We start from the raw sequence: 22,092 nt of genomic DNA on the forward strand, positions 1-22,092 counted from the left end.
GTAGCATGCCTGAGTGATGAGACATAAGGGACGCTTGTCCTCTTTTCTGCCAAATAAAAAAAGCCGGTTTCATCCGGCTTTCTGATCATATTAGCTTTCTTTTTTCTCTTCTATGGCCTGCCTCGCGATTTTTGAAATGGTCATATCATCCATTGGCGGGTTATGGAGCCCAGCACGAATATCTCGATAGTAACGCTGCAGCGGACAGTCTAGGCTCAAGCTTTTTGCACCGACTAAACGCATGGCTTTATCAACCACTTGCAGACTATGATTGACGACTGTATACTTCACAGCACCGAATTCATTGATTAACAGCTCTCTTTTCTCAGGCTTTTCATACAATGTTGTCGTTGAATAGATGACGTGGCGTGCTTGCTTTAATAGTAAATCAATTTCGCCAATCAGTGTTTGGACATTTGGCAGTTCGCTAATCGTTCCGCTGATACTGTTCGGTGAATGTGTGATGGCATACTGAACTGCATAATCTCTTGCCGCTTGCGCAATCCCCAAATAACAGGAAGGGATATGTGCGATCCAAGGGTTTAACGTACCGCCCCGAGGTCCTTTTTGCACTTCAACAAGCATGTCATCTGAAACCACAACCTGATCTAAGATTAAATCATGGCTTTCTGTTCCTCTCATACCGACAACATCCCATGTTTCTTCTATAGAAACACCTTCTGTATCACGGTGAATTAAGAAAAATCCCATGGCTTCTTTTTCTTCGATCCATACGCCGACTAAAAAGTATGTGAGAGCTGGTGACATCGTAGTGAAAATTTTACGTCCGTTGATCACCCAGCGATCACCTGATTTCATCGCTGTTGTCCCAGGCTTGCCGCCTCTTGTTGGACTGCCTGTCTGCGCCTCACTTACAGCGCGGTTGACAAGGGCGCCCTTCTTCACTTCTTCCGCAAAGAATTGCAGCTGCTTCTCATTCCATAGTTTCTTTTCATAAATTTCACCAACAACTCCTTGGTGCCAGCCAATCGATAAGGCAGTCGCTCCGTCCATGCTGCCAAGCGTTTCTTGAAATAGAACCATATCCGTTACAGATTGACCCCCGCCTCCATATTCAGCGGGAAGAGACAGGGCTGTATATCCCATGTTTACTAATGATTCGATATTCTGTTTAGGAAAATAAGCGCCTTCATCATGTTTTTTTGCGTTTTGTTCGATCGTTTCACGAAGAGATTCCAGCTGATTGAGCCATGTTTTTTGAAAATCGGTATCGACAAATAATGCTTTAGACAAAACGTATCCAACTCCTCTGTTTCTCACAATCTATGATATCTCATTTTTCCAATCGGAATGAATAAAACACACTTTACTTATAGGATTTAATGTGTTAAATTTTATCAATATTAAGTACATCTGTCAAAGGAACGTGATGCTTTTATGATCTCAGCTACTAATCTACATAAATCTTATGGGCAGACCCATGTGTTAAAAGGCATTGATTTCACCGTACAAGAAGGTGAAGTGGTCGCAATTATTGGACCGAGCGGATCAGGAAAAACAACACTTCTCCGCAGTTTAAACAGCCTCGATATTCCAGACAAAGGAGAGCTGACTGTTGGAGAAGCCACGATTCAATTTGAACGATATCATAAAAAAGATCTTTTAAAACTAAGGCAGCAATCTTCCATGGTATTTCAGCATTATCACTTGTTTCAAAATAAACGCGCACTTGAAAATATTACAGAGGGATTGATTGTGTCCCAAAACATGTCTAAAAAAGAAGCAGAAAAGGTTGGAGAGCAATTTTTAGAGCGGATTGGACTGCTTCATAAAAAGGATGCATTTCCAAGTGAATTATCTGGCGGTCAGCAGCAGCGGATTGGAATTGCCCGCGCTCTTGCGATGAATCCTGCGGTGCTTTTGTTTGATGAACCAACGTCCGCATTGGACCCAGAGATGGTCGGAGAAATCCTTGAAATGATCAAAGATATTGCGAGCCAAGGAATGACGATGGTCATTGTGACGCATGAAATTTCGTTTGCAAAAGACGTAGCGGATACGGTGATCTTTATGGCAGATGGAGAAATCGTTGAAAAAGGCTCACCAGAAGACGTCCTCATGAAGCCTCAGCATGAACGAACAAAACAATTTTTATCCAGGATTCATCGCGGAATGTGGCAAGGATCGGAGGAAGACATATGAAGCAAAAGGCAGCATTCATGACAGCTGGTGTCCTTCTGATTCTCCTCTCTCTGATTGGCTGCAGCAGTGTGAAAACAACAACAGATGATGGAAAACAAATTGTGAAAGTCGCTCTGAGTGCAGAGGTCAATCCACCCTTTTTAGCCACAAATGACCAAAACGAACCGATTGGCTATAACATTGATTATTTAAATGAAGTGGAAAAAAGACTTCCACACATACATTTTGATTACATATTTGGCGAGGAAGAATCCAATTTAATTGGTGTTGGCGCGGGGAAGTTTGAAATGGCAGCTAATTGGTTTTTCAGTAACCCTGAACGTGAAAAACGGTTTCTTTACCCTCAAGTTCCGTACGGCTATTCGATGACAGGATTAATTGTGAAAGAATCAAACCGGGATATTCAATCGCTTGACGATATGACATCAAAAAAGCTCGCTCCTGTCAGTCCTAGCGGCGGATTGCGTTCCATATTAAATCAATATAATGAAGAACATGATCCAGATATTCCGCTGACAACCATTGAAAGCCCTTCAAATGAACTCAACTTAAAGCGTGTTGAAAGCGGACGGTCCGATGCGGCCTTTATGAATATTTCGACCTTCGATACCATTCAAAAGCATCTGAATCTGAAGGTCAAAGTGGGCGGGATCGTGTCAAAAGAGCCGATCTATCTTGTCTTACAGCCAAGTGAGAAGCAGCTTGCAGCAGACTTGGACCAGGTCACACAAGAGATGATTGATGATGGAACACTGCCTAAGCTTGCGAAAAAGTGGTTTGGGGTTGATTTCTTTCAAAATATTGACTACATCTCAGAGCAAGGCTATCAATATGAAGAAAGGAAGGAAGCGTCATGACGTTTACAGCTGGAGATTGGCTGCGAATTTTTTTACAGGTGCTTGAACGCCTGCCACTCACTTTTCTCATTATTGTGGTGTCATTGTTTTTCGCCATCATAATAGGGCTCTTATTTGCATGCATTCGTATAAAACAAATCCCAGTGCTGAAGCAATTGGCTGTTATCTATTTATCTTTTACACGAAGTACGCCATTAATTGTTCAGTTATTCTTAATTTATTTTGGACTTCCTCAGCTTTTACTTGTGGCAGGAATTCAAATCAATCATTGGGATCGTGTGTTATTTGTGATGATGACGTTCTCTTTACATACGGGGGCTTATTTATCTGAAGTTTTTCGCAGTGCGTATTCGTCTGTTGGGAAGGATCAGCTGGAAGCCGCCTACATTGTTGGGATGACAGATACACAGGCCTTGATCAGGATCATTATCCCGCAGGCCTTTCTCATAGCCCTGCCAAACCTCGGAAATTACACCATTGATCTTGTGAAAGACACGGCGATTGCCTTTACGATCGGACTCATCGATATTATGGGACAGGTGAAGATCATCTTAGGAAATAACTATGGAATCGGCATGTTTGAAGTGTATGTGATCATCGCGCTTGTGTACTGGCTCATTTGTATGAGCATTGAACTAGTCACCATGCTGCTTGAAAAGAAATTTGTAAAAGGCCGTACCAGTCTGTCACGTTAAGGAGGCGATTTGATGCAAACCATTGATATTCCATTTGCGATTGACCAAGTTCCACATATTCTAAAAGGTGTTCCTTTCACCTTATTCATTGCACTAGTTTCTATGGCTGTGAGTCTTGTGATCGGATCTGTTTTTGCTTTCATTCGCCTCTTTCGCATCCCTGTACTCAGACAGCTCGTTACGCTATACGTCTCCTTTTTTAGAGGAACGCCGCTTATTGTTCAACTGTTCGCTTTCTTTTATGGACTCCCTTTTCTTCTAACCAGTATGAACGGCACATTCGGACTGACCTTTCATCCGGATATGGTCTCCCCTTTAGCTGTGGCTCTTATTACCTTCAGCCTGCATTCAGCCGCTCATTTAACAGAGGTGGTCCGAAGTGCACTTCTGGCAGTAGACAAAGGGCAGCTTGAAGCGGCAAAAATTGTAGGCATGACCACACGTCAGGCGATGATACGCATTATTTTGCCGCAGGCATTTGTTGTGGCCTTACCAAACCTAGGCAATCAGCTCGTTCAGTTATTAAAAGCGACATCTCTTGCGTTTACAATTGGGGTACTCGAAATCATGGGTATTTCCCGGATCATTGCAAATGACGGCTATCAGTTTTTAGAAACTTATCTCGTCTCTGCTTTGATCTATTGGCTGCTGAGCATTGTCTTTGAATTAGCCTTTGCATTATTAGAGAAACGTGTCAGCGTATACGGAAGAACTCTCGGACGTTAAAAAGTCGATCAGGCACAAAAACCTGATCGACTTTTTTATTCACCCTTTTTTGGTGTGTTAAACAGTTCTTTTGGTGCGGGTTTGAGCTTTGGTGCAGAGCCGAACACGACAGGTGCAGAAATATATCTGAACTCTCCTTTCCCATCCATGCTGCGGCCATGTGCCCATCTGCCTTGCTTACTTTCTTCCCCTCTTGAGAAGTTAAACAAGTCATAGGATACTTGCTGTTTCTCTAATGAACGAGGGAAGGTGGTTGGTACGACGACATCCCCTTCTCGCTCTTCTAATTCTTTAATTGCAGCAAGCCACATATTTTGATGGTATGTATCACGAGCAATGAGGAAGGAGAGCATATCTTTGACGCCGCGGTCATCTGTCATTTCGTAGAGTCTTGTGACCTGGAGTCTCCCTTGTGATTCTGCATTTAAATTTGCTCTGAAATCCGCCATTAAATTTCCGCTTGAAATGATGTATTTGGCATTCCACGGGTATCCTTGACTATCCGCTGCCATTGCCCCTAAACCGGCAACAATTGCATGCTGCGGGTTCATTCCGCCCATAACAGCCGCAAGTGCTGGATCACTTTGATACGCCTGTTCTTGGTCTTTGACGGGTGCATTATCTAATAAACGTGCGATCATCGTTGCCAGCATTTCGACATGACCAATTTCCTCGGTTCCAACATCAAATAACAGATCTCTATATTTTTGGTCTGCCCGGCAATTAAAGCCTTGAAATAAATATTGCATCATTACACTGATTTCACCATATTGACCGCCTAATACTTCTTGTAATTTCTTTGCATACACCGGATCAGGCTTTGAGGGCTTTGCTTCATATTGCAATTCTTTGATGTGATAAAACATGATGTCATCTCCCTTATCAAAAACATCTTTTCACTTATCACTATTCGACCGCAGCTCCCTTTATGAAAAAGATCTGAATACATAAAAAAAGAGAACGGCTTATGCCATCCTCTTTGTTATCTTACTTATTCAGCACTGACTAAAATTTTCACTTGATCTTTTTCATTGATTAATGCATGGAAGCCATCCTCGATCACATCGTCCAGCTTGATTTTTTTCGTGACGAGTGTGTCTGCAGAGAAATAGCCTTTTCTCATTAAGTTTAATACAGATGGGAATACGTCTCTGTAGCCGATAATTCCTTTTACTGTACGTTCTTTAATGACAATGTCATTCGGCATAATTTCAGCGCCTTTTTCCCAAATGCTTACAATGACTGTTTCGCCTGAAATTCTAGTTGATTGGATTGCTTGCTTCAATACAACAGGTACACCTGTCACTTCAAAAGAAACATCGACGCCACCGTTTGTGCGGCGTGCAATTTCTTGAACAACATCTTCATACTGAGAAGGATCAACAATGATCGCTCCAAGCTCTTTTGCTTTCTCTTGACGTTCTTTTGATAATTCAACTGCATAAATATCAGTAGCACCAGCTGCTTTTAATGCTTCAATGACAAGTAAACCAATTGGTCCGCAGCCAAACACAGCCGCTGTATCCCCAGCTTGTACTTTACTAGAACGAACCGCATATAAAGCAACCGCAGAAGGCTCGACAAGCGCGCCTTGCTCATATGAGATTTCGTCTGGTAATAAATGAAGTAATTCTTCATCGACTGATACATATTCAGAGAATCCACCGCCGCCTCCGGCAAGTCCTAAAAAGCCCATGTTTTCATCTAAGTTATAAGCACCTTGATGTCCGTGAGTTGCAAAAATAGGTTCAACAACCACTCGGTCGCCTACTTTATAATTGCTCACGCCTTCTCCTACTTCAACAACTTCACCAGAGAACTCGTGTCCCAGTGTAATTGGTGCTTTTTCTTTTGTAAGTGGATGAGGTTCATTCACAGGAATGAAGATCGGTCCGCCTAAATATTCATGTAAATCACTACCGCAAATGCCGCACCATTTTACTTTCAGTTTCACTTTTCCTGGAGCAACTGTTGGTTCATCAATTTCCTCTAGTCGAATGTCCTTTTGATCGTGCCAGCGTAGTGCTTTCATTTGTAAGACTCCTTTTCTCATCAATTTAATTAACTTACTTAAATAATGATAACATAATTTTTTTAATTTTCTAAGTAGGATGCACTATTTTTTTGACAGTCAATGGACGAAAGATGACAAAACATAACAATAGACAGATAAGAAGCATACATATACACCCAATGATGACGGAGATTCTGATCGATAAAATATGAGCGAGTCCGCCAAATATTCCTGTCATGGTCATCGTTAGAATAGCTTCAACCAAAGCATAAAAACTGGCTACCCTCCCCATCACCTCCACAGGAATATTCGTTTGATAGTACGTCATAAATCCTGTGTTCGCAAATGCTAAAAAGAAGGCTAATATAAAAAATCCACCGGCAGCTGCAACTAGGCTGCTGGAAAATGCATAAATAAGATAGCCAAACGCCACAAACAAACTGCCGATTCCAAGCATCAGCGAAACTGACAGCCTTTCAACAATGACCGAATTAAGACTTGCCCCTGCAATGATACCCGCTCCAGCTATACTGACAAGAAGGCCATATTGTGTATCAGTCAGCATTAATACTTCTTTTGCAAAGGCTGTTTCAAGTGAGTCTATGGCCGTAGGAAGGACCGTTATCGCCGCACTAAATAATAAATATACCGTCATGATCTGGCGTGACGTCAGACTAAATCGCAGAACAAGCTTTGCATCCTCTTTTAACATTGAAAGGGAAAACCGCTTTTGGGCAGCATCTGTTTTGAGCAAATTCGGTAAACACATCGTTAACAGTGCAGATATCAACAGGCAGATGGCATTTACATAAATTGAAAGAACAGGCGTCCCGATGAGAAAGAGCAGACCTGCTGCTGCGGGCCCAAGTAAAAATCCACCGGATTGTAATAAAGAGCGAATGGCATTAAACCGTTTTCGGTTATCCGCCGGGATGAGTCCTGTCATATACACCATCGACGCTGGATGAAACATCGCTTGTGCCATCTGTATGAAAAACACCATGACATACAGAATGAGCAGATGTCCTGAAAATAAGGCAAAAGGGATGCATGCAATGAGCAGAGCACGGGTAATATCTAAACTGATCATCACTTTCCGCTGATTCAGCCTGTCAATCAAACTGCCGGACCAGCTATTGGTCAAAAGAGCAGCAGCCGGTCTTAGCAAATAAACTGCTGTTACAGCAAGTACAGAGCCCGTTTCTTGAAAAATAAGCAGATGGAGGACAATCATATAAATCCATTCTCCTATGTTCGCGATCCCGATGGCTCCAAGTAAAATACTCATATCCCGCCAATGTTTTTTCATCATTGTCCCCCCTATTTGTCATAAAAAAATCCCGCCCCCAAGACATGTCTGTCTTGAGGACGGGATTTACTCCGCGTTGCCACCTCAGTTCATTCATCTGTTGCCAGATGAACCTTAGCGGGTGATCATTCACCCTTCTCTGTAACGGGAGAAGTTCGCTGCACCACCATCCGAGGGAATCCGGTGCAGAGCTAAGAGGCTTGGTTCCATCATGCTTCCCAGCTCCTTCTCAGCTTCACGGAGTTCTCTGTGTGGGGTAGCTATGATGTACTCTTCTCTATTTGCGCTTTGTCTTTTTTTCATCACGATCTTCAGCTGAATTGTTACATATTGTACTGCGCCTCGATCAAAGCGTCAATGTTTTTTTCATGTTAATCCGCATAAATCATTTTCCTAGTCATGCCGCCATCAACAACCAAATCTGTGCCGGTCACAAATTGATTGTCTTCATCTGTTAAATAAAAACAGGCTTTCACAATATCCTTTGGCGTGCCGACTCGATTGGAAAGATGCTGCTGATGGTCAATTTCTCGAAGACTTTTCTCATCTTTCGTTTCAATCCATCCAGGGGAAATGCTATTGACCGTAATGTGATCCTGACTAAAAGAAACTGCCAAGGCATGAGTAAGCGCGGAAATGCCGCCTTTTGATGCAGCATATGCTTCTGTATAGGGCTCTGACATGGTCGCACGGGTAGATGAAATGTTCACAATGGAACCGCCGTTTGGATTCTCTTTGATGTAACGTGCTGCTTCTCTAGCGCATAAAAAAGTCCCTCTTACATTTGTATGCAGCACATGATCCCACTCATCGACCGTTAACTCATAAGGCGATGCTGTGCACATGACGCCGGCATTATTAATAAGAATATCAATTGTTTTGCAGTGCTCCACCGCAAACGACATTAAGCGCTGAATATCCTTCTCCTGTTTCACATCTGTTTTAATGAAATAAACTTCAAAGGACTCTTTTCTCAGCTGCTCCTCCAAACGCTTCCCCTTCTCTTCATCTATATCCGCAAGCACCACACGCGCCCCTTCTTTTGCATAACCGCAGGCGACCGCTTCACCAATACCATTGGCTGCACCTGTGATGATGACGGTTTTATGTTGAAAATTCATCATTCATCCAATCCTTTCTCCATGAGATGTTGTCGTCTATCATATCATTTTGAGGAGTACGCATGAATAAAAAACCCCTTTATCGCAATTGAGAGTAATAGAGGGATTTTTTAAAAACTCAAATGGAACGAAGAAAAATGATTAATAGGATCTAATATTTTTCAAACCAATCACCATAAAAACAATCGTAAAAGCTGCTAAAACTGTTATGTCTAATAATAAGATTGATTGGTTGACCGTACCACTCATGATCTCACCAAAACCAGACATCATCCACGTTTGCGGTATAGCCAAAGAGATCTTCTTCATAATGTCTGGAACGATATCTAAAGGCCAATAAATACCACCCAGCATACACGATCCTACAATGACAATTGCACTAAATACTTCAGCTTGCTTTTTTGTATGAGATAAGGTGGCAATCATAAAACCTAAACTCACGACTAGCCCTATAACAAATGATCCAAACACTAGAATATGAATTACGTTGCCTAAGTACACATGAAAGAACACAGATAAGACAGTCAAAAGAACACCCAGTTGTATCCATCCAAGGAGGAAATAAGCCACTAAATAGCCCAGAAGCACATATATTTTATGAATTGGACTCGAAAGCAATCTTTGCCATGTATAATCTTTATATTCCAAATGAATAGATGACACAGAGCTTGAAATCGCAAACATCATAAACATAATGGTAAAGCCAAGCGGTATTAAGTTTGGCTGCTGGCTTGCTTGATCATCTTGATTTTTTTCAATAAATGAAATGGTGCCAGATTCATTTAACTTGTTCAATGCATTAGTGAGAGAAACACTTTTCTGCTCTTTCACACCCTGATTGATTTGATAAATGATGGTAGCTGTCTCTTTTAAATAAGGAGATAAGACTGCATATTCTTCAGTTTTCTTATAAACTGTCACATCAAAAATTTCTTTATTTTCTTTTAGATGGGACTTTAATTGGTTTGCGACTTTTACAGACGCCACTACCTTTTCTTCAGATACTAAATCTTTTGCGTCTCTTTCAGTCGCCTTTACCCAGAGAAATTTGGTGTTTTTTTCGAGAATTCGAAAAATTTCTTGATCCAGTTTCCCTTGACTAGGCTCTAGAATAAAAGCAACTGTAGGTTTCTTTGAATCAGATGCGGTACTGCCAAAGATAAAACTAAATACGATTGGCATAACAAATAAAAAAATGAGGGTCAATGGGGACTTTAATGTTTCTTTTAACTTTAACGTTATAATGGCTAATATTTTATGCATAACGATGCTTCCTTTCAAAAGACATTCTTAATAAAGCAATGATGAAGAAAGCTAGTCCCATCCCACAGCTAAGTAATAATCCGCTTTGAATTTCACTAAAATCAGCACCTGCCATACTTTTCAAAAACATTTGAAGTGCAAGAGAATTAGGTAAAAAATAGCTGATATCAATTACCCATTGCGGGAATAAGTATAAGGGCACCATACTCCCACCTAAAGCAGCTAACACTTGAGTTCCTAAAATCCCCACACTGTTAAACGTTTTTTCTCTATTGATAAAAGAACCAATCAGTACCCCGAAACCCGCAGCATTTAATATAAAACTACATCCGATCATAACAACAGTAAAAGGCTCTCCCCAGTTCACCTTAAAGACAAAACTAGTAAATAAAATAATGACCGCAAGTTGAATCATACTCATCAAAACAATACCTAATAACTTTCCAACGATGTAACTAGTATTGCTTAATTTTGATACAATCAGCCTTTTATAAACATCTTCCTCTTTTTCCTCTATCATACTTCCAACTAGAAAAACAACAGTCATTAATAAAAAAAGCACACCCATCCCGCCTGCGTAGTATTGGAAGGATGTAATCGGCTGGCTGTTGATATGAATATTTCTCTCGTTCACCAGGTCTTTTTTCAGTTGATCAGACACGATCTCCACTTCTTTACCTTGATTCAGCGGCACCAGAATACGATTCATATGATAATTTTGAAAGAATTGCAAAACCACATTTTCCAGAACCATTTCCTGTAAGTTTGAATTAGGTCCTTTCAAAATATTCAATTGCACATGATCATGATTCAATAGGCTTTTTTCAAAATTCGGCTTGATGATTATCCCCATTGTAATGTCTCTACTATTTAAATCTTTCTCTAGCTGATTTTTCGAGGTGACCTTCACATCAAATATGTCACTTAGTTCACTCTTAGACACTGTTGAAAGAAACATTTTACTTGTAGCGGACTTATCTTGATCTGTTATTCCTACTCGAAATGAATTGATCCTGATTTCACTATCTTTCTGCATGTTATCTCCAAATGCTGCACCTAAAATAGCAATTAATATGATAGGCATAAAAAAAAGTGTAAAAAAGCTTTTCTTATCCCTAAAAAACAATAATAGATCTTTCAGTACAACCCAAATGCTCATATGCTCACCTCCAGACAGCCTAATCCCTCAATTTTTTACTAGTTAAATATAAAAAAACATTTTCTAAGTTTGGTTCTACGATTTCTGCTGAAATAATTTGAACATTTAATGCAGTCACACCTTGAATGAGACGACTTAATAGCTGCTGAGGATGTTGATCAAATATTTTAATTTGATTTCCATGAATCACGATTTCCTTTAACGGATCTTCATCATTTATGTATTGGCAAACACGATCTATTTCGCTCTGTCCATGTTCACGTTTAATAGTAAAAATAATTTCCCTTTGATTGCCGACAAGCTCACTTAATTCATGTTGATCCCCCATTGCAATGATGGATCCGTGGTCCAAAATAGCCATTCTTTCACATAAATATTCGACTTCTTCCATGTAATGACTAGTATATATAATTGTCATCCCTTCATTATTTAACATTTTTACTGTTTCTAGTATGTGATTTCTTGATTGTGGATCTATACCTACAGTCGGTTCATCCATGATTAATAGTTTCGGTTGATGCAAAATCGAGCATCCGATATTCACTCTTCTTTTCATTCCTCCAGAGAATACTTTCACTTTGTCATTTGCTCTATCTTCAAGACCAATTAACTGAAGTGTTTCTTGTACTCTGCTTTTTAACTCCTTTCCTTTGAGTCCGTACATTCTCCCCCAAAATATTAAATTTTCTTTTGCTGTCAAATGTAAATATAACGCGATCTCTTGCGGGACAATACCAATCATTTGCTGTGCTCTATTTGTTTCTTTGTTTAAATCTAAACCTTCAATCGTTACAGAGCCGCTAGTTGCTCGGATAAGCCCTGTCAAGATGCCAATTAATGTGGATTTCCCAGCACCATTCGGTCCCAATAGACCAAATGATTCTCCTTTTTTTAAGTGAAAGGTTACCCCTTTTAATACCTGCTGATTCTCATAATTTTTCTTAATGTCATGTACTTTTAGCAACCTATCTCTCTCCTCTATTCGGCATATCGTTCTCTTACATAAAAAACCTAAAAATATTTACCATCCAATCAAATTATAATATATGGTATAAAATTCTACTAAATATTAATATTTCCAATCCGTTCATTTTAACATGTTACGGAATGCAGGAGAATAGTACAGGCTTTTATAAATGTTGAAAACACAAAAAAACTTACAAGAGGTTCTTGTAAGTTTTTTAATCAATATATGCGGATCAAATACTAATTTCAGTCATATTACATCACAGAAGGGGGATCACCACTCACAAATGTTTGACCCTGCTTTTTCCACAAAGTTTAATCGACATTTTTATTCTTTCCTGAAAAGAGCAATCCAGTCATCCACCTCTATTGATTCTATTTGATCCTCTGTCATGTTCAATCTATAATATTGCTTTATTTTCTCGTTAGCATCTAGCATGTATTTTGTAACGATCTCTTCTTCCTTTAAAGTTTTCGTTGTTCGCTTGACCCATTCTTGAAAAGGGTAACGTTTTTTTCGTTCCATTGATCTTACTTCTTTTATTCCCTCTTTATAAAACAATTCCCGCCATTGTTCTGTAGATAGACAGGACACATGACTTGGGTCTCTCAATCTTTCCAGCTCATTGATAAATAGTGCAAGCTCTTCATCATTTGGCGAAACATTATCAATAAAGAAAAACAGACCATTTGACTTTAATACGCGAGATGCCTCTTTGGCAAACTGTTCAGGGTGCGGGAAATGGTGTGCTGCAATTCGGCATGTGACCATATCAAATGTGCCATCTAAAAAAGGAAGGCTTTCTGCATCCGCTACTACATAAAAAATTTGTGGATACGCTTTTAAATGAAGTGATGTATGAGAAAGCATCTCTTTCGTTAAATCCGTCGCAAATACTTGATTCACATATGGAGCCAATGCTTTTGCGGTATGCCCGCCACCAGTTGCTATATCGAGGACGATCCAGCTTTCTTTTGGAGCTGTCCATTCAACGATTAGATCCAGGTCTGCTCCCTTTGCATGAGTTTGACTCGTCACATACTTTTCTGCATTTCTCCCAAATTGTTCTACAACCCTTCTTTTGGCTTGATCTGAATTCATCTAATTCCTCCCCCTTGAAATGGATTTGTATATTCTATGTGATTTTCCACAATAAAGAGCCGTCCCATTTTATTGAGCGGCTCCTTTCATGTTAAAAATTATCGAGAAAGCATCCCGTGCGGGTCAATGACAAATTTCTTCGCCACACCCGAATCAAAGTCACTATATCCTTTAGGGGCTTGATCAAGGTCAATGACGGTCGCATTGACGGCTTTAGCGATCTGTGCTCTGCCGCTTAAAATGGATTTCATTAGACTGCGATGATATTGCATAACAGGGGTTTGACCTGTCACAAAGGTATGAGCTTTCGCCCAGCCAAGTCCAATTCGCACTTTCAGAGAACCGACTTTTGCATCGGCATCCACTGCTCCTGGATCTTCTGTGACATAAAGCCCTGGAATTCCAAGCTTGCCGCCAACTTTAGTAATATCCATAATCGTATTTAAAACAGTTGCTGGTGCTTCTCCCTGGTCTCCATGACCCGAAGCTTCAAAGCCGACACAATCGACGGCACAATCAACTTCTGGCTCCCCTAAAATATTCGTAATTTGTTCGCCGATTCGATCATGTTTTCGTAGATTGATCGTCTCACAGCCGAAGCTTCTTGCCTGTTCCAGTCTTTGCTCATTCAGATCTCCAACAATCACAGCAGATGCGCCAAGAAGCTGAGCCGAATGTGCTGCTGCAAGACCTACTGGCCCAGCACCTGCAATATATACGGTCGAACCAGGCTTTACTCCAGCCGTATAAGCACCATGAAAACCTGTCGGGAAAATATCGGAAAGCATCGTGAGATCAAGTATTTTTTCCATCGCTTGATCTTTGTCTGGAAATTTGAGCAGTTGAAAATCTGCATATGGAACCATGACATACTCGGATTGGCCGCCAACCCATCCGCCCATATCTACATATCCATAGGCAGAGCCAGGGCGGTCCGGGTTTACATTTAAGCACACATGGGTTTTTTGTTCCTTACACATGACGCAGCGTCCGCATGCAATATTAAACGGAACGGACACGAGATCTCCTTTTTGAATAAACTCTACATCTCGCCCAACTTCCACGACTTCACCTGTAATTTCATGACCAAGGACAAGTCCTTCAGGTGCAGTCGTACGCCCTCTCACCATGTGCTGATCACTTCCGCAAATATTCGTCGTCACTACTTTTAAAATGACGCCATGCTCACATTTGCGCCCCACATTGGCTTTAGGTACACCCGGGCCGTCTTTTAAGACCAAATCAGGGTATCCAATATCCTCAACTGCTACTTTTCCTGCTCCTTTATAAACGACACCTTTGTTTCCCGACATGATTTCATTCCTCCCTTTTGTTTAAAAATGAAGTCTCTACAATTTTCTCTATTTCTTAAGCAATTTCCTTCTTCAAACAGCACATTATGTGAAAAAGAGGGAGTCACATGTCTATGTGAGAAAGAAAAATGTGTCTTTCAGCGAAATAAAAAAGAAAATATTGAAAAAAAAGCTAAACTTTTGCAGAACGGTGTCGATATAAGAAATAAGCCAGACAGGTATCCTTAATCGACAAACAAATTCCTTATATATACTATCATTCCTTACACACCTGGCTGGCGCCTATATCACATACAAAAGGCTCTTCTGATGAAGAGCCTTTTTTTATTGCAGGCAAAGAGGCTCCTCTGACGAAGAGCCTCTTTTTTGAGTGCTTGTTCATTACCTGGGAAATATTTTCATCATTTTAAGGCTTTGATACAGATGTATGTATCATAGTGATAAACCGAGACTTCTCTAAAGTGATATGCTGAAAACAGACGGCTGATCTCTTCTTCACTGTACGATGAAAAAGATGTTGACCGTTTTTGTTCGTTGATCAGCTCCTGCTTTTGGAAAGATAAAAATACTTCTCCATCCACTTGAAGGACGCGGTACACTTCCTTCATGACTTGCTCAATATCCTTCAAGTAATAGATCGTCTGCACCGTAAATAATTTATTGAATGATCTGTCTTCAAAAGGTAATTGCTCAGCCTTACCAAGCGTAATGACGGCTTTGTCCTGTTCCGCAAGCTTCTTATGTTTTCTTTTTGCATATTTAATCATATGGCGAGAGGCATCCACTCCATATACTTTTCCGCGGTCAAGTTTTTCAGCTACCTTTGATAAGGTGATGCCTCTTCCAGTCCCAATTTCTAAAATTCGGTCATTTTCTTGTATATTTAAGAGTTGAATCGTCCATTCATTGATATTATGATGATTTTTTTCCATATAGCGGGCAACCCATTTTGAGAACAAGCCTTTTGGTTCCCTCATTTGTTTTCCAATCCAGCTTTGAATCAATGTTAACACCTGCTTTTCACCAGTAAATAAAACTATTTACAAATTTCCTTACTTTTCATATCGGCTCTCACCTTACAAAAATTAAGACCTAGTCCTAATTTATTTGTCTCTTATAAGACGCTCCTTTTCAGAAAATGTTTCGCAGAAAGTGAAAATTTTTTTAACCTGAATAGGCGTTTTCATTATTTGTGCTCAGATTGATTTCGTTTTCTGCATGAGCTGCATAATTTATAAATGTATCTTGATTAGATAAAGGTGGTGCTAGATTATGGGCTTTGGCGGTTATTCTGGAGGCTACTGCGGTGGCTACGGTGGCGGTTTTGCAGGCGGATTCGCATTGCTTGTTGTACTGTTCATTTTGTTGATCATCATTGGTGCAAGCTGGATTTGCTAACGTAAAAGGAGCAGGAAACGTCATGGTTTCCTGCTCCTTTTCTTTAATACCAATAAGTCCGGTACTGATACATATAACGTCTGAGCATTTCCTCTTGCTCTCTTTGCATGCGGTATGGATTGCCGTATCCGTGCTTTAAGGAATGCGGAATAGATGCATACCCGTGCCCCACAGACGGAAATCTCATATATGGTGACATCGACATTCATTGATCACCTCACAATCACCTTTTACGGTATCATATGTGCAGGTGATCAATGTGGAGCGTGTCTAAACCTGATCCTTCTCCATCGTATAACAATCAAGCATGGCAAGCATCATAAACATGTCAATCTCCTCCTTTTCACATTTTTCATTTCCTGTTTTAGTTCATATACTTTAGTTGTTTCTGTTTCATTTCTTCATAAATTGTTTCGACTTCTTGTTCGTAAAGAACGGTCTCAATGTCCTTGTATTTCCGCTTAATCGTCAAAGTAATAAAAAATAAATGGATTGTCATATACGCTCACCTCCCTTCAGTTCGCAGCACGCGAAATAGCCCGCAGATCTTCTTTATCAGTTGACCTGCGGGCACACAAAAATGCAGATCAAAAGACAGTGTCTTCCAACCTGCAATGGATGATACGTGTGAAATCCTCGTTTACTTAAACAGTTTTGAAGCGTGCACCGTATAAGGCAAAGGAAGGACACGAACTCTTCCACAGGCTGATGACATGATGAAATTGTTGGTTGAATTGATCACAAGTAGATACGAATAACATATTCTTCAGCCTCCTTTACGTTTTTTTTAATTACTTTGTAAGTATATCCAGCAAGCACCATTTTGTAAACCTGTTTTTAGTAATATAGATGAATTTTGTGTTTTTGACTAAATTTCTACAGTTATTCTTGTCCGATTATCCAATACAATAAAAAAAGCCTCCTCAGGCAAATGAGGAGGCTTTCGAATTAATCTTCATCTAATTCTTGCAGTTTCTTTTGAAAGAAAATCGCGCGTTTAACACAAATAAAAGCTGCTAATAAGAAAACACAATCTATTCCCATCATCAGCATTTTTGGAGATGCTTCGATGTGCTGGTTCGGTAAGATCGTACCAATATATAAAAAGGTGCTGACAGCAAGCAAAATAAAAGCGTACTGCTTGTAATCTGTCACTAAATCACTCCACTTTTTCTTCACTTGTTTCACCTTCCAGTTATCAATGTCTATTCATAGCTTAACATAGTGAGAGAAAGCGAGGAGCATGTAAATCTATCCATTCGCCAGTGCGCTTAGTCCTTGCTTGATATCATGTAGTAAATCATCCACATCTTCAATTCCGACGGAAATACGAATTAAACCATCTGTGATGCCAAGCTCCTCCCGGCGGTCTTTTGGAATGGACGCATGGGTCATCCGGGCAGGGACAGAAATTAAGCTTTCAACCGCTCCAAGGCTTTCTGCGATTGTAAACAGCTTAAGCTGGCTTAAAAATACATCGACATGTTCTTCTTTTCCAATATCAAAAGAGATCATGCCGCCGAAGCCGGATGCTTGTGTTTTCGCAAGTTCATGTCCAGGGTGAGTATCGAGACCTGGATAATAAACACGTGTGACGGCTGCATGTTGCTTTAAAAACTCAGCGATTTTCTGTGCATTTTGTTGATGTGCTTCCATTCGTAGTCCAAGCGTTTTCATCCCTCTCATGAGAAGCCATGAATCCTGCGGTCCAAGAATTCCGCCTGTCGAGTTTTGAACAAAGTGCAGTTCTTCTCCAAGCTCTTTCGTCGCTGTGACGACAAGCCCGCCTACAACATCACTATGGCCGCCTAAATACTTAGTCGCACTGTGCAAGACAATGTCTGCGCCATATTCAATCGGCTTTTGGAAATACGGTGTGAAAAATGTATTGTCGACAATCATCAAGATGTTGGCTTCCTTTGTCAATTCGCCGATGGCTTTTAGATCCGTCATTTTGAGTAAAGGATTGGTTGGCGATTCAATGTAAACGGCTTTTGTTTCAGGTAAAATGGCTTTTTTCACTGCTTCAGGATCACTTGTGTCAACAAAGGTTGCAGTAATGCCAATACGGTTTAGCACCTTTGTGATGACGCGGTAGGTTCCGCCGTACACGTCATCTGTCAGCACAATATGATCTCCGCTGTTAAACAGCATCATCACAGCCGTAATGGCTGCCATCCCTGAACCAAATGCGTAGCCGCTTGCTCCTCCTTCAAGATCACGAATGACTGTTTCCAGGGCAGTTCTTGTTGGATTTGCTGTTCTGGAGTATTCATACCCCGTATGTTCGCCTGCTTTCGGCTGCTTATAAGTACTCACTTGGTAAATCGGTACAGACACGGCGCCTGTTCTTTCATCACCCGTTGTTCCGCTGTGAATCATCATTGTTTTTGGTTTCATTCTATTTTCCTCCCTCATAAATTCCTTTACTTAAATATCGCTCACTGCTGTCAGGAAAAATGGTGACAATGACTGTCCCAGGTGCTGCTTTCTTTGCTTCCTCTAAAGCGGCAAATAAAGCGGAACCAGAAGAGCTGCCGATGAGAACACCTTCTTTTTCAGCTGCTTCTTTCACCATTCGAAACGCATCATCATCACTGACAGTGTAAATCTCATCAAATAAAGCCTGCTCCATATAATCTGGGATAAATTCAAGGCCAATTCCTTCCGTTCTATGCGGACCCGGATCCCCTCCATTTAAAATTGATCCTTCAGGCTCCACAACCACTGTTTTTAACGCCTGATTCTGCTCTTTTAAATAGGCGGCACAACCTTGAAAAGTTCCGCCAGATCCTGCTCCCGCCACGAATACATCGATATTCCCTTTTAAGTCGGACCATAATTCGGGACCGAGCGTTCTGTAGTAAGTCAATGGATTTACTTGGTTTTTAAATTGTAAAACACAATAGGCATTGTCAAGGCTTGCCTCTAATTCAAGGGCTCGATCAATCGCACCCTTCATGCCTTCTTTTCTGGGTGTATGAATAATCTCTGCACCGAGCGCCTTCATCAGTTGTTGTTTTTCTTGACTAAAATGTTCTGGTACACAAAAAATGGTTTGCAATTGATGCTTTCTTGCACTTAGGGCAAGCCCAATTCCTGTGTTTCCAGCAGTTGCTTCAATAATAGTTCCGCCTGGACGCAGTTTGCCAGATGCTAATGCTTCTCTGATGAGCATGTCACCTAAACGATCCTTAATACTTCCACCTGGATTCATCATCTCAAGCTTTGCATACACCTCAACGCCTTCTGGGACGCCAATCCCTGACAGCTTTAAAAGCGGTGTGCGGCCAATTAATTCAGTAATATCCTTTATGACAGCCATATGATTCCCTTCCTTTGCATGGAAAAGAAGGGGGAAACCCCTTCTTTTATTGTGTTTGCTTTATCATACGCAAGACAAGGTCGGTTGAGTGAATCGCTGCTTGCTCAAGGAATTGATCAAAGGAGATATTGGATTCTTTCCCTGCAATATCTGATAGCGCTCGAACGACAACAAATGGCGTACCAAAGAGCTGGCAGACCTGTGCAACGGCTGCGGCTTCCATTTCCACCGCATATAACTCTGGAAACTTCTCTCTCACAAACGCTACACGATCCGGATCATTCATAAACGAATCTCCTGTTGCAATCGTTCCTTTTGCCACTTGAATATGATCAATTTCTAAAGCAGATTCTTCTGCCAGCTTCACAAGCTTTTCATCTGCAATGAAAGCAGCTGGAAGTCCCGGCACTTGTCCATATTCGTAATCAAAGATGGTCACATCTACATCATGATGTCTCACATCAGTAGAGATGACAATATCACCTACATTTAATGAGTGATGGAAACCGCCAGCAGATCCTGTATTGATCACATAATCTGGCTGAAAGCGGTCAAGCAGTAATGTTGTGCTGACCGCTGCATTTACTTTTCCAATTCCTGATTTTAATAAAATCACTTCTTTATCTTCATAAACACCTGTTGTAAATTCACACCCAGCGATGTTTTCTTGTGTAGCATTTTTTAGTTGATCTCTTAAAATCGTCACTTCTTCTTCCATTGCACCTATAACTGCGATTTTCAAATCAAAAACATCCTTTCATTCCCTTTTCTTCGCTTCTACGATCCAAACAAAATCATTCATTTGATGAAAGGACGTGCTAAAACCTTCTTCTTCAAAGATTTGCTTTAGCACATCAATGGATGGATAATATTCCGTTTCTAAATCCTCTGCAAGCTGATCGAACCCTGCGGCTCTCGCTTTGTCGATCTGAGCTTGATGTGCTGCTTGATTTTGAAACATTGTATCAGCAAAAACTATTTTACCATCTGAGTGAAGGATGTTGCTATAGGTGTGAATGGCTTGTTTTTTTTCTTCATCCGTTAAATGGTGGAATGCATATGAGCTGACGATCGTATCTGGCTCAAATGGCGGCGCTGGAAATGATAAAAAATCCCCATCATGAAATAGATCTGGCAGTCCTTTTTGAAGAGCCGCTTTCTTCATGGCATCTGATGGTTCAACACCATACACGTTTTTATCAGCTGCAAGGAGCAGCGCTGTTAGATTCCCCGTACCGCTTCCAAACTCAAGAACGTCTTGGCCTGAAAGGCGGACAATCTCTTTTAAAATAGCCGGATACCGGCGAAACACTTCTTTATACTGCTCGTCATGACCACTTACCGTGTCGTCATAAGAGTCAGCCCAATGATCAAATAAAGAAAGAAATTCACGTCCCATTTTCTTTCCCTCCACTTTATCTATTTATTCCTATGCGTATAGTATGTTTTATTCCGTCGAACAGTTCCTATCCTACCACAACTTCTGTTTCTTTCCTACTAAAAAATACTGGGAGAGACCGAAAAACATTTGCCCTTCTGAGGGAGAGAGATTAAGATGAATGAAGAGTATAGAGAGGTGAATCAAATGGATTTTCAGCTGGATTTTTTAAAGGATAAAATAGAATTTTTTGAAGCAACATCTTTAAAAGAACTTGAACAAAAGATCCAAAAACAAATTGAACATAATCAGGCGATTCTGCTGACTGTTCATTCTGTCAGTCATCAAACGACTGTGATCGATGAGCAGATTTTGTATACAGCAGTTGTTCATTTTAAAGCGAATGTTTAAACAAAAAAGATAGCAGATCTGCTATCTCAGCGTGTAGACAAACCCTCGCATTCGTTGTCAGTTCTGCGTGCCGGTGCTCACGAATGTCAAATTCGCTCCGCTCCGGTACTCGTCCTTCCTAGACTGCAAAGGTTTTCTATCACGCTGAAAAGAAGACAAAGGGCTAAAATAAACATCATTTTAGCCCACAGGTTTCCAGCCTTTTTCATCTACCCACGTAATTTCCACGCGGTAGCGTTCACCTGTTGATTTATCACGGATGGTTCCTTTTGCATCTTGAGGACCTCCGTTATTTCCTAACCAAAGAACGGTCATTTGATCTTCTGAAATTCCTGTCGCATAGGACATGGCTTTGATCATTTCTTTCCAGTCTTTTGAGCTGGAATCATAGGTTGCTGTATGTGAACCGGATTGCTCTGTTCCTACAGGCTCCCAGTCATCATTTTCGTATGTTTTGTCTACATCACTCGTTTTGCCGCCATCTGTTTCTTTGGCGTCTTTTAACGCATCTTTATTAGGTTTTTCTTCATCATCTGTCTTCTTCGTTTCGTCGTCTTGATCAGATGAATCATCTTTTTTTGCATCTGAATCATCGGATGTGTCTTTCTTTGGATCTTTCACATCTTCTTGTGAGTTTTGTTTATTTTCACTTGTTGCAGGTGCCGTTTTTGATGGCGCATCCGCTACATCAGGATCTTTCGGCTTATTAAAAATTAACAAACTCGATGCGACAACCAAAATAAGCACCACAACGATACCAATTAATATGTTAAGCACCATATTTGCCTTTCTGCGCTTATCACGATGTTCAAATCGAGAATTTCTACTCAAAATCTCTGCACTCCTTTGCCTCTGTTCCCTAAGTCGTTACTATTCTAACATGTCATGAAGG

The 22,092-nt window shown here is 40.6% G+C and carries 25 protein-coding genes and 1 other annotated feature; of the genes, 6 read left to right on the forward strand and 19 right to left on the reverse strand.

Annotated elements, in window-relative coordinates; all coding sequences use genetic code 11:
- Nucleotides 1-90: 90 nt before the first annotated feature.
- Complete coding sequence (locus ASE42_RS15230) at nt 91-1,254, reverse strand: acyl-CoA dehydrogenase family protein (RefSeq protein WP_056767911.1); 1,164 nt, start codon at nt 1,252-1,254, stop codon at nt 91-93.
- A 144-nt stretch (nt 1,255-1,398) separates the two neighbouring features.
- On the opposite strand from ASE42_RS15230, the gene ASE42_RS15235 reads away from it, so the two are divergent.
- The 4 genes from ASE42_RS15235 to ASE42_RS15250 are packed head-to-tail and all read left to right on the forward strand — an operon-like array spanning nt 1,399 to nt 4,441.
- The gene (locus tag ASE42_RS15235; protein ID WP_024423086.1) at nt 1,399-2,163 is read left to right on the forward strand and encodes an amino acid ABC transporter ATP-binding protein; all 765 of its coding nucleotides are present in this window, start codon (nt 1,399-1,401) and stop codon (nt 2,161-2,163) included.
- Entirely contained in the window at nt 2,160-3,020 is an 861-nt protein-coding gene (locus tag ASE42_RS15240) for an amino acid ABC transporter substrate-binding protein (protein ID WP_056767915.1), read from the forward strand. Before ASE42_RS15235 ends, ASE42_RS15240 begins: the two co-directional genes overlap by 4 nt.
- Nucleotides 3,017-3,715 carry an amino acid ABC transporter permease gene (locus ASE42_RS15245; protein ID WP_056767918.1) on the forward strand — a complete coding sequence of 233 codons (699 nt, stop codon included), beginning with the start codon at nt 3,017-3,019 and terminating at the stop codon, nt 3,713-3,715. The genes ASE42_RS15240 and ASE42_RS15245 overlap by 4 nt, the downstream gene beginning before the upstream one ends.
- Nucleotides 3,716-3,727: 12 nt before the next feature.
- Nucleotides 3,728-4,441: an amino acid ABC transporter permease gene (locus tag ASE42_RS15250; protein WP_056767921.1), complete on the forward strand. Its 714-nt coding sequence runs from the start codon at nt 3,728-3,730 to the stop codon at nt 4,439-4,441.
- Between the two features lie 35 nt (nt 4,442-4,476).
- Here ASE42_RS15250 and ASE42_RS15255 read toward each other — a convergent pair whose 3' ends face one another.
- The 10 genes from ASE42_RS15255 to ASE42_RS15300 all read right to left on the reverse strand — a co-directional run bounded on the left by ASE42_RS15255 (nt 4,477) and on the right by ASE42_RS15300 (nt 15,692).
- Nucleotides 4,477-5,307 carry a manganese catalase family protein gene (locus ASE42_RS15255; RefSeq protein WP_025092842.1) on the reverse strand — a complete coding sequence of 277 codons (831 nt, stop codon included), beginning with the start codon at nt 5,305-5,307 and terminating at the stop codon, nt 4,477-4,479.
- 125 nt (nt 5,308-5,432) lie between these two features.
- On the reverse strand, nt 5,433-6,473 hold the full coding sequence (locus tag ASE42_RS15260) for a 2,3-butanediol dehydrogenase (RefSeq protein WP_017358082.1): 1,041 nt from the start codon (nt 6,471-6,473) through the stop codon (nt 5,433-5,435).
- 70 nt (nt 6,474-6,543) lie between these two features.
- Complete coding sequence (locus ASE42_RS15265) at nt 6,544-7,764, reverse strand: MFS transporter (RefSeq protein WP_056767924.1); 1,221 nt, start codon at nt 7,762-7,764, stop codon at nt 6,544-6,546.
- 52 nt (nt 7,765-7,816) lie between these two features.
- Nucleotides 7,817-8,057: a binding site (T-box leader), on the reverse strand.
- 78 nt (nt 8,058-8,135) lie between these two features.
- A complete protein-coding gene (locus tag ASE42_RS15270) occupies nt 8,136-8,885 on the reverse strand; it encodes an SDR family NAD(P)-dependent oxidoreductase (RefSeq protein ID WP_056768094.1) in 750 nt (249 codons plus the stop codon).
- A 141-nt stretch (nt 8,886-9,026) separates the two neighbouring features.
- The gene (locus ASE42_RS15275) at nt 9,027-10,148 is read right to left on the reverse strand and encodes an ABC transporter permease (protein WP_056767927.1); all 1,122 of its coding nucleotides are present in this window, start codon (nt 10,146-10,148) and stop codon (nt 9,027-9,029) included.
- Nucleotides 10,141-11,307, reverse strand: a complete 1,167-nt coding sequence (locus tag ASE42_RS15280; RefSeq protein ID WP_056767931.1) for an ABC transporter permease — start codon at nt 11,305-11,307, stop codon at nt 10,141-10,143. The genes ASE42_RS15275 and ASE42_RS15280 overlap by 8 nt, the downstream gene beginning before the upstream one ends.
- A gap of 19 nt (nt 11,308-11,326) precedes the next feature.
- Nucleotides 11,327-12,271 carry an ABC transporter ATP-binding protein gene (locus tag ASE42_RS15285; protein ID WP_056767933.1) on the reverse strand — a complete coding sequence of 315 codons (945 nt, stop codon included), beginning with the start codon at nt 12,269-12,271 and terminating at the stop codon, nt 11,327-11,329.
- A 330-nt stretch (nt 12,272-12,601) separates the two neighbouring features.
- Entirely contained in the window at nt 12,602-13,375 is a 774-nt protein-coding gene (locus ASE42_RS15290; protein WP_056767935.1) for a class I SAM-dependent methyltransferase, read from the reverse strand.
- A gap of 98 nt (nt 13,376-13,473) precedes the next feature.
- Nucleotides 13,474-14,688 carry a formaldehyde dehydrogenase, glutathione-independent gene (fdhA, locus tag ASE42_RS15295; RefSeq protein ID WP_024423097.1) on the reverse strand — a complete coding sequence of 405 codons (1,215 nt, stop codon included), beginning with the start codon at nt 14,686-14,688 and terminating at the stop codon, nt 13,474-13,476.
- Nucleotides 14,689-15,089: 401 nt separating this feature from the next.
- Nucleotides 15,090-15,692 carry a class I SAM-dependent methyltransferase gene (locus ASE42_RS15300; RefSeq protein ID WP_024427897.1) on the reverse strand — a complete coding sequence of 201 codons (603 nt, stop codon included), beginning with the start codon at nt 15,690-15,692 and terminating at the stop codon, nt 15,090-15,092.
- 268 nt (nt 15,693-15,960) lie between these two features.
- Between ASE42_RS15300 and ASE42_RS19520 the strand changes: the two genes are divergently transcribed.
- The gene (locus ASE42_RS19520; protein WP_008342643.1) at nt 15,961-16,086 is read left to right on the forward strand and encodes a YjcZ family sporulation protein; all 126 of its coding nucleotides are present in this window, start codon (nt 15,961-15,963) and stop codon (nt 16,084-16,086) included.
- Nucleotides 16,087-16,129: 43 nt separating this feature from the next.
- Here ASE42_RS19520 and ASE42_RS18955 read toward each other — a convergent pair whose 3' ends face one another.
- The 7 genes from ASE42_RS18955 to ASE42_RS15325 all read right to left on the reverse strand — a co-directional run bounded on the left by ASE42_RS18955 (nt 16,130) and on the right by ASE42_RS15325 (nt 20,810).
- Nucleotides 16,130-16,291: a hypothetical protein gene (locus ASE42_RS18955; RefSeq protein WP_155267112.1), complete on the reverse strand. Its 162-nt coding sequence runs from the start codon at nt 16,289-16,291 to the stop codon at nt 16,130-16,132.
- A gap of 159 nt (nt 16,292-16,450) precedes the next feature.
- Nucleotides 16,451-16,585: a YrzI family small protein gene (locus tag ASE42_RS18810; protein WP_065214597.1), complete on the reverse strand. Its 135-nt coding sequence runs from the start codon at nt 16,583-16,585 to the stop codon at nt 16,451-16,453.
- Nucleotides 16,586-17,034: 449 nt separating this feature from the next.
- A complete protein-coding gene (locus ASE42_RS15305; RefSeq protein WP_034624035.1) occupies nt 17,035-17,265 on the reverse strand; it encodes a YrhC family protein in 231 nt (76 codons plus the stop codon).
- A gap of 72 nt (nt 17,266-17,337) precedes the next feature.
- The gene (locus ASE42_RS15310; RefSeq protein WP_024423100.1) at nt 17,338-18,486 is read right to left on the reverse strand and encodes a bifunctional cystathionine gamma-lyase/homocysteine desulfhydrase; all 1,149 of its coding nucleotides are present in this window, start codon (nt 18,484-18,486) and stop codon (nt 17,338-17,340) included.
- 1 nt (nt 18,487) lies between these two features.
- On the reverse strand, nt 18,488-19,411 hold the full coding sequence (locus ASE42_RS15315; protein WP_024427895.1) for a PLP-dependent cysteine synthase family protein: 924 nt from the start codon (nt 19,409-19,411) through the stop codon (nt 18,488-18,490).
- A gap of 46 nt (nt 19,412-19,457) precedes the next feature.
- Nucleotides 19,458-20,153, reverse strand: coding sequence for a 5'-methylthioadenosine/S-adenosylhomocysteine nucleosidase (gene mtnN / locus ASE42_RS15320; protein ID WP_024423101.1), 696 nt, complete (start codon nt 20,151-20,153; stop codon nt 19,458-19,460).
- Between the two features lie 15 nt (nt 20,154-20,168).
- Nucleotides 20,169-20,810, reverse strand: a complete 642-nt coding sequence (locus tag ASE42_RS15325; protein ID WP_056767938.1) for a class I SAM-dependent DNA methyltransferase — start codon at nt 20,808-20,810, stop codon at nt 20,169-20,171.
- Nucleotides 20,811-20,996: 186 nt separating this feature from the next.
- On the opposite strand from ASE42_RS15325, the gene ASE42_RS15330 reads away from it, so the two are divergent.
- The gene (locus tag ASE42_RS15330; RefSeq protein WP_039183233.1) at nt 20,997-21,200 is read left to right on the forward strand and encodes a DUF2536 family protein; all 204 of its coding nucleotides are present in this window, start codon (nt 20,997-20,999) and stop codon (nt 21,198-21,200) included.
- Nucleotides 21,201-21,380: 180 nt separating this feature from the next.
- Here ASE42_RS15330 and ASE42_RS15335 read toward each other — a convergent pair whose 3' ends face one another.
- The gene (locus tag ASE42_RS15335) at nt 21,381-22,031 is read right to left on the reverse strand and encodes a YrrS family protein (RefSeq protein ID WP_056767940.1); all 651 of its coding nucleotides are present in this window, start codon (nt 22,029-22,031) and stop codon (nt 21,381-21,383) included.
- Nucleotides 22,032-22,092 lie beyond the last annotated feature (61 nt).

The sequence above is a fragment of the Bacillus sp. Root920 genome, from assembly GCF_001429445.1.
Classification (GTDB): domain Bacteria; phylum Bacillota; class Bacilli; order Bacillales; family Bacillaceae; genus Bacillus; species Bacillus safensis.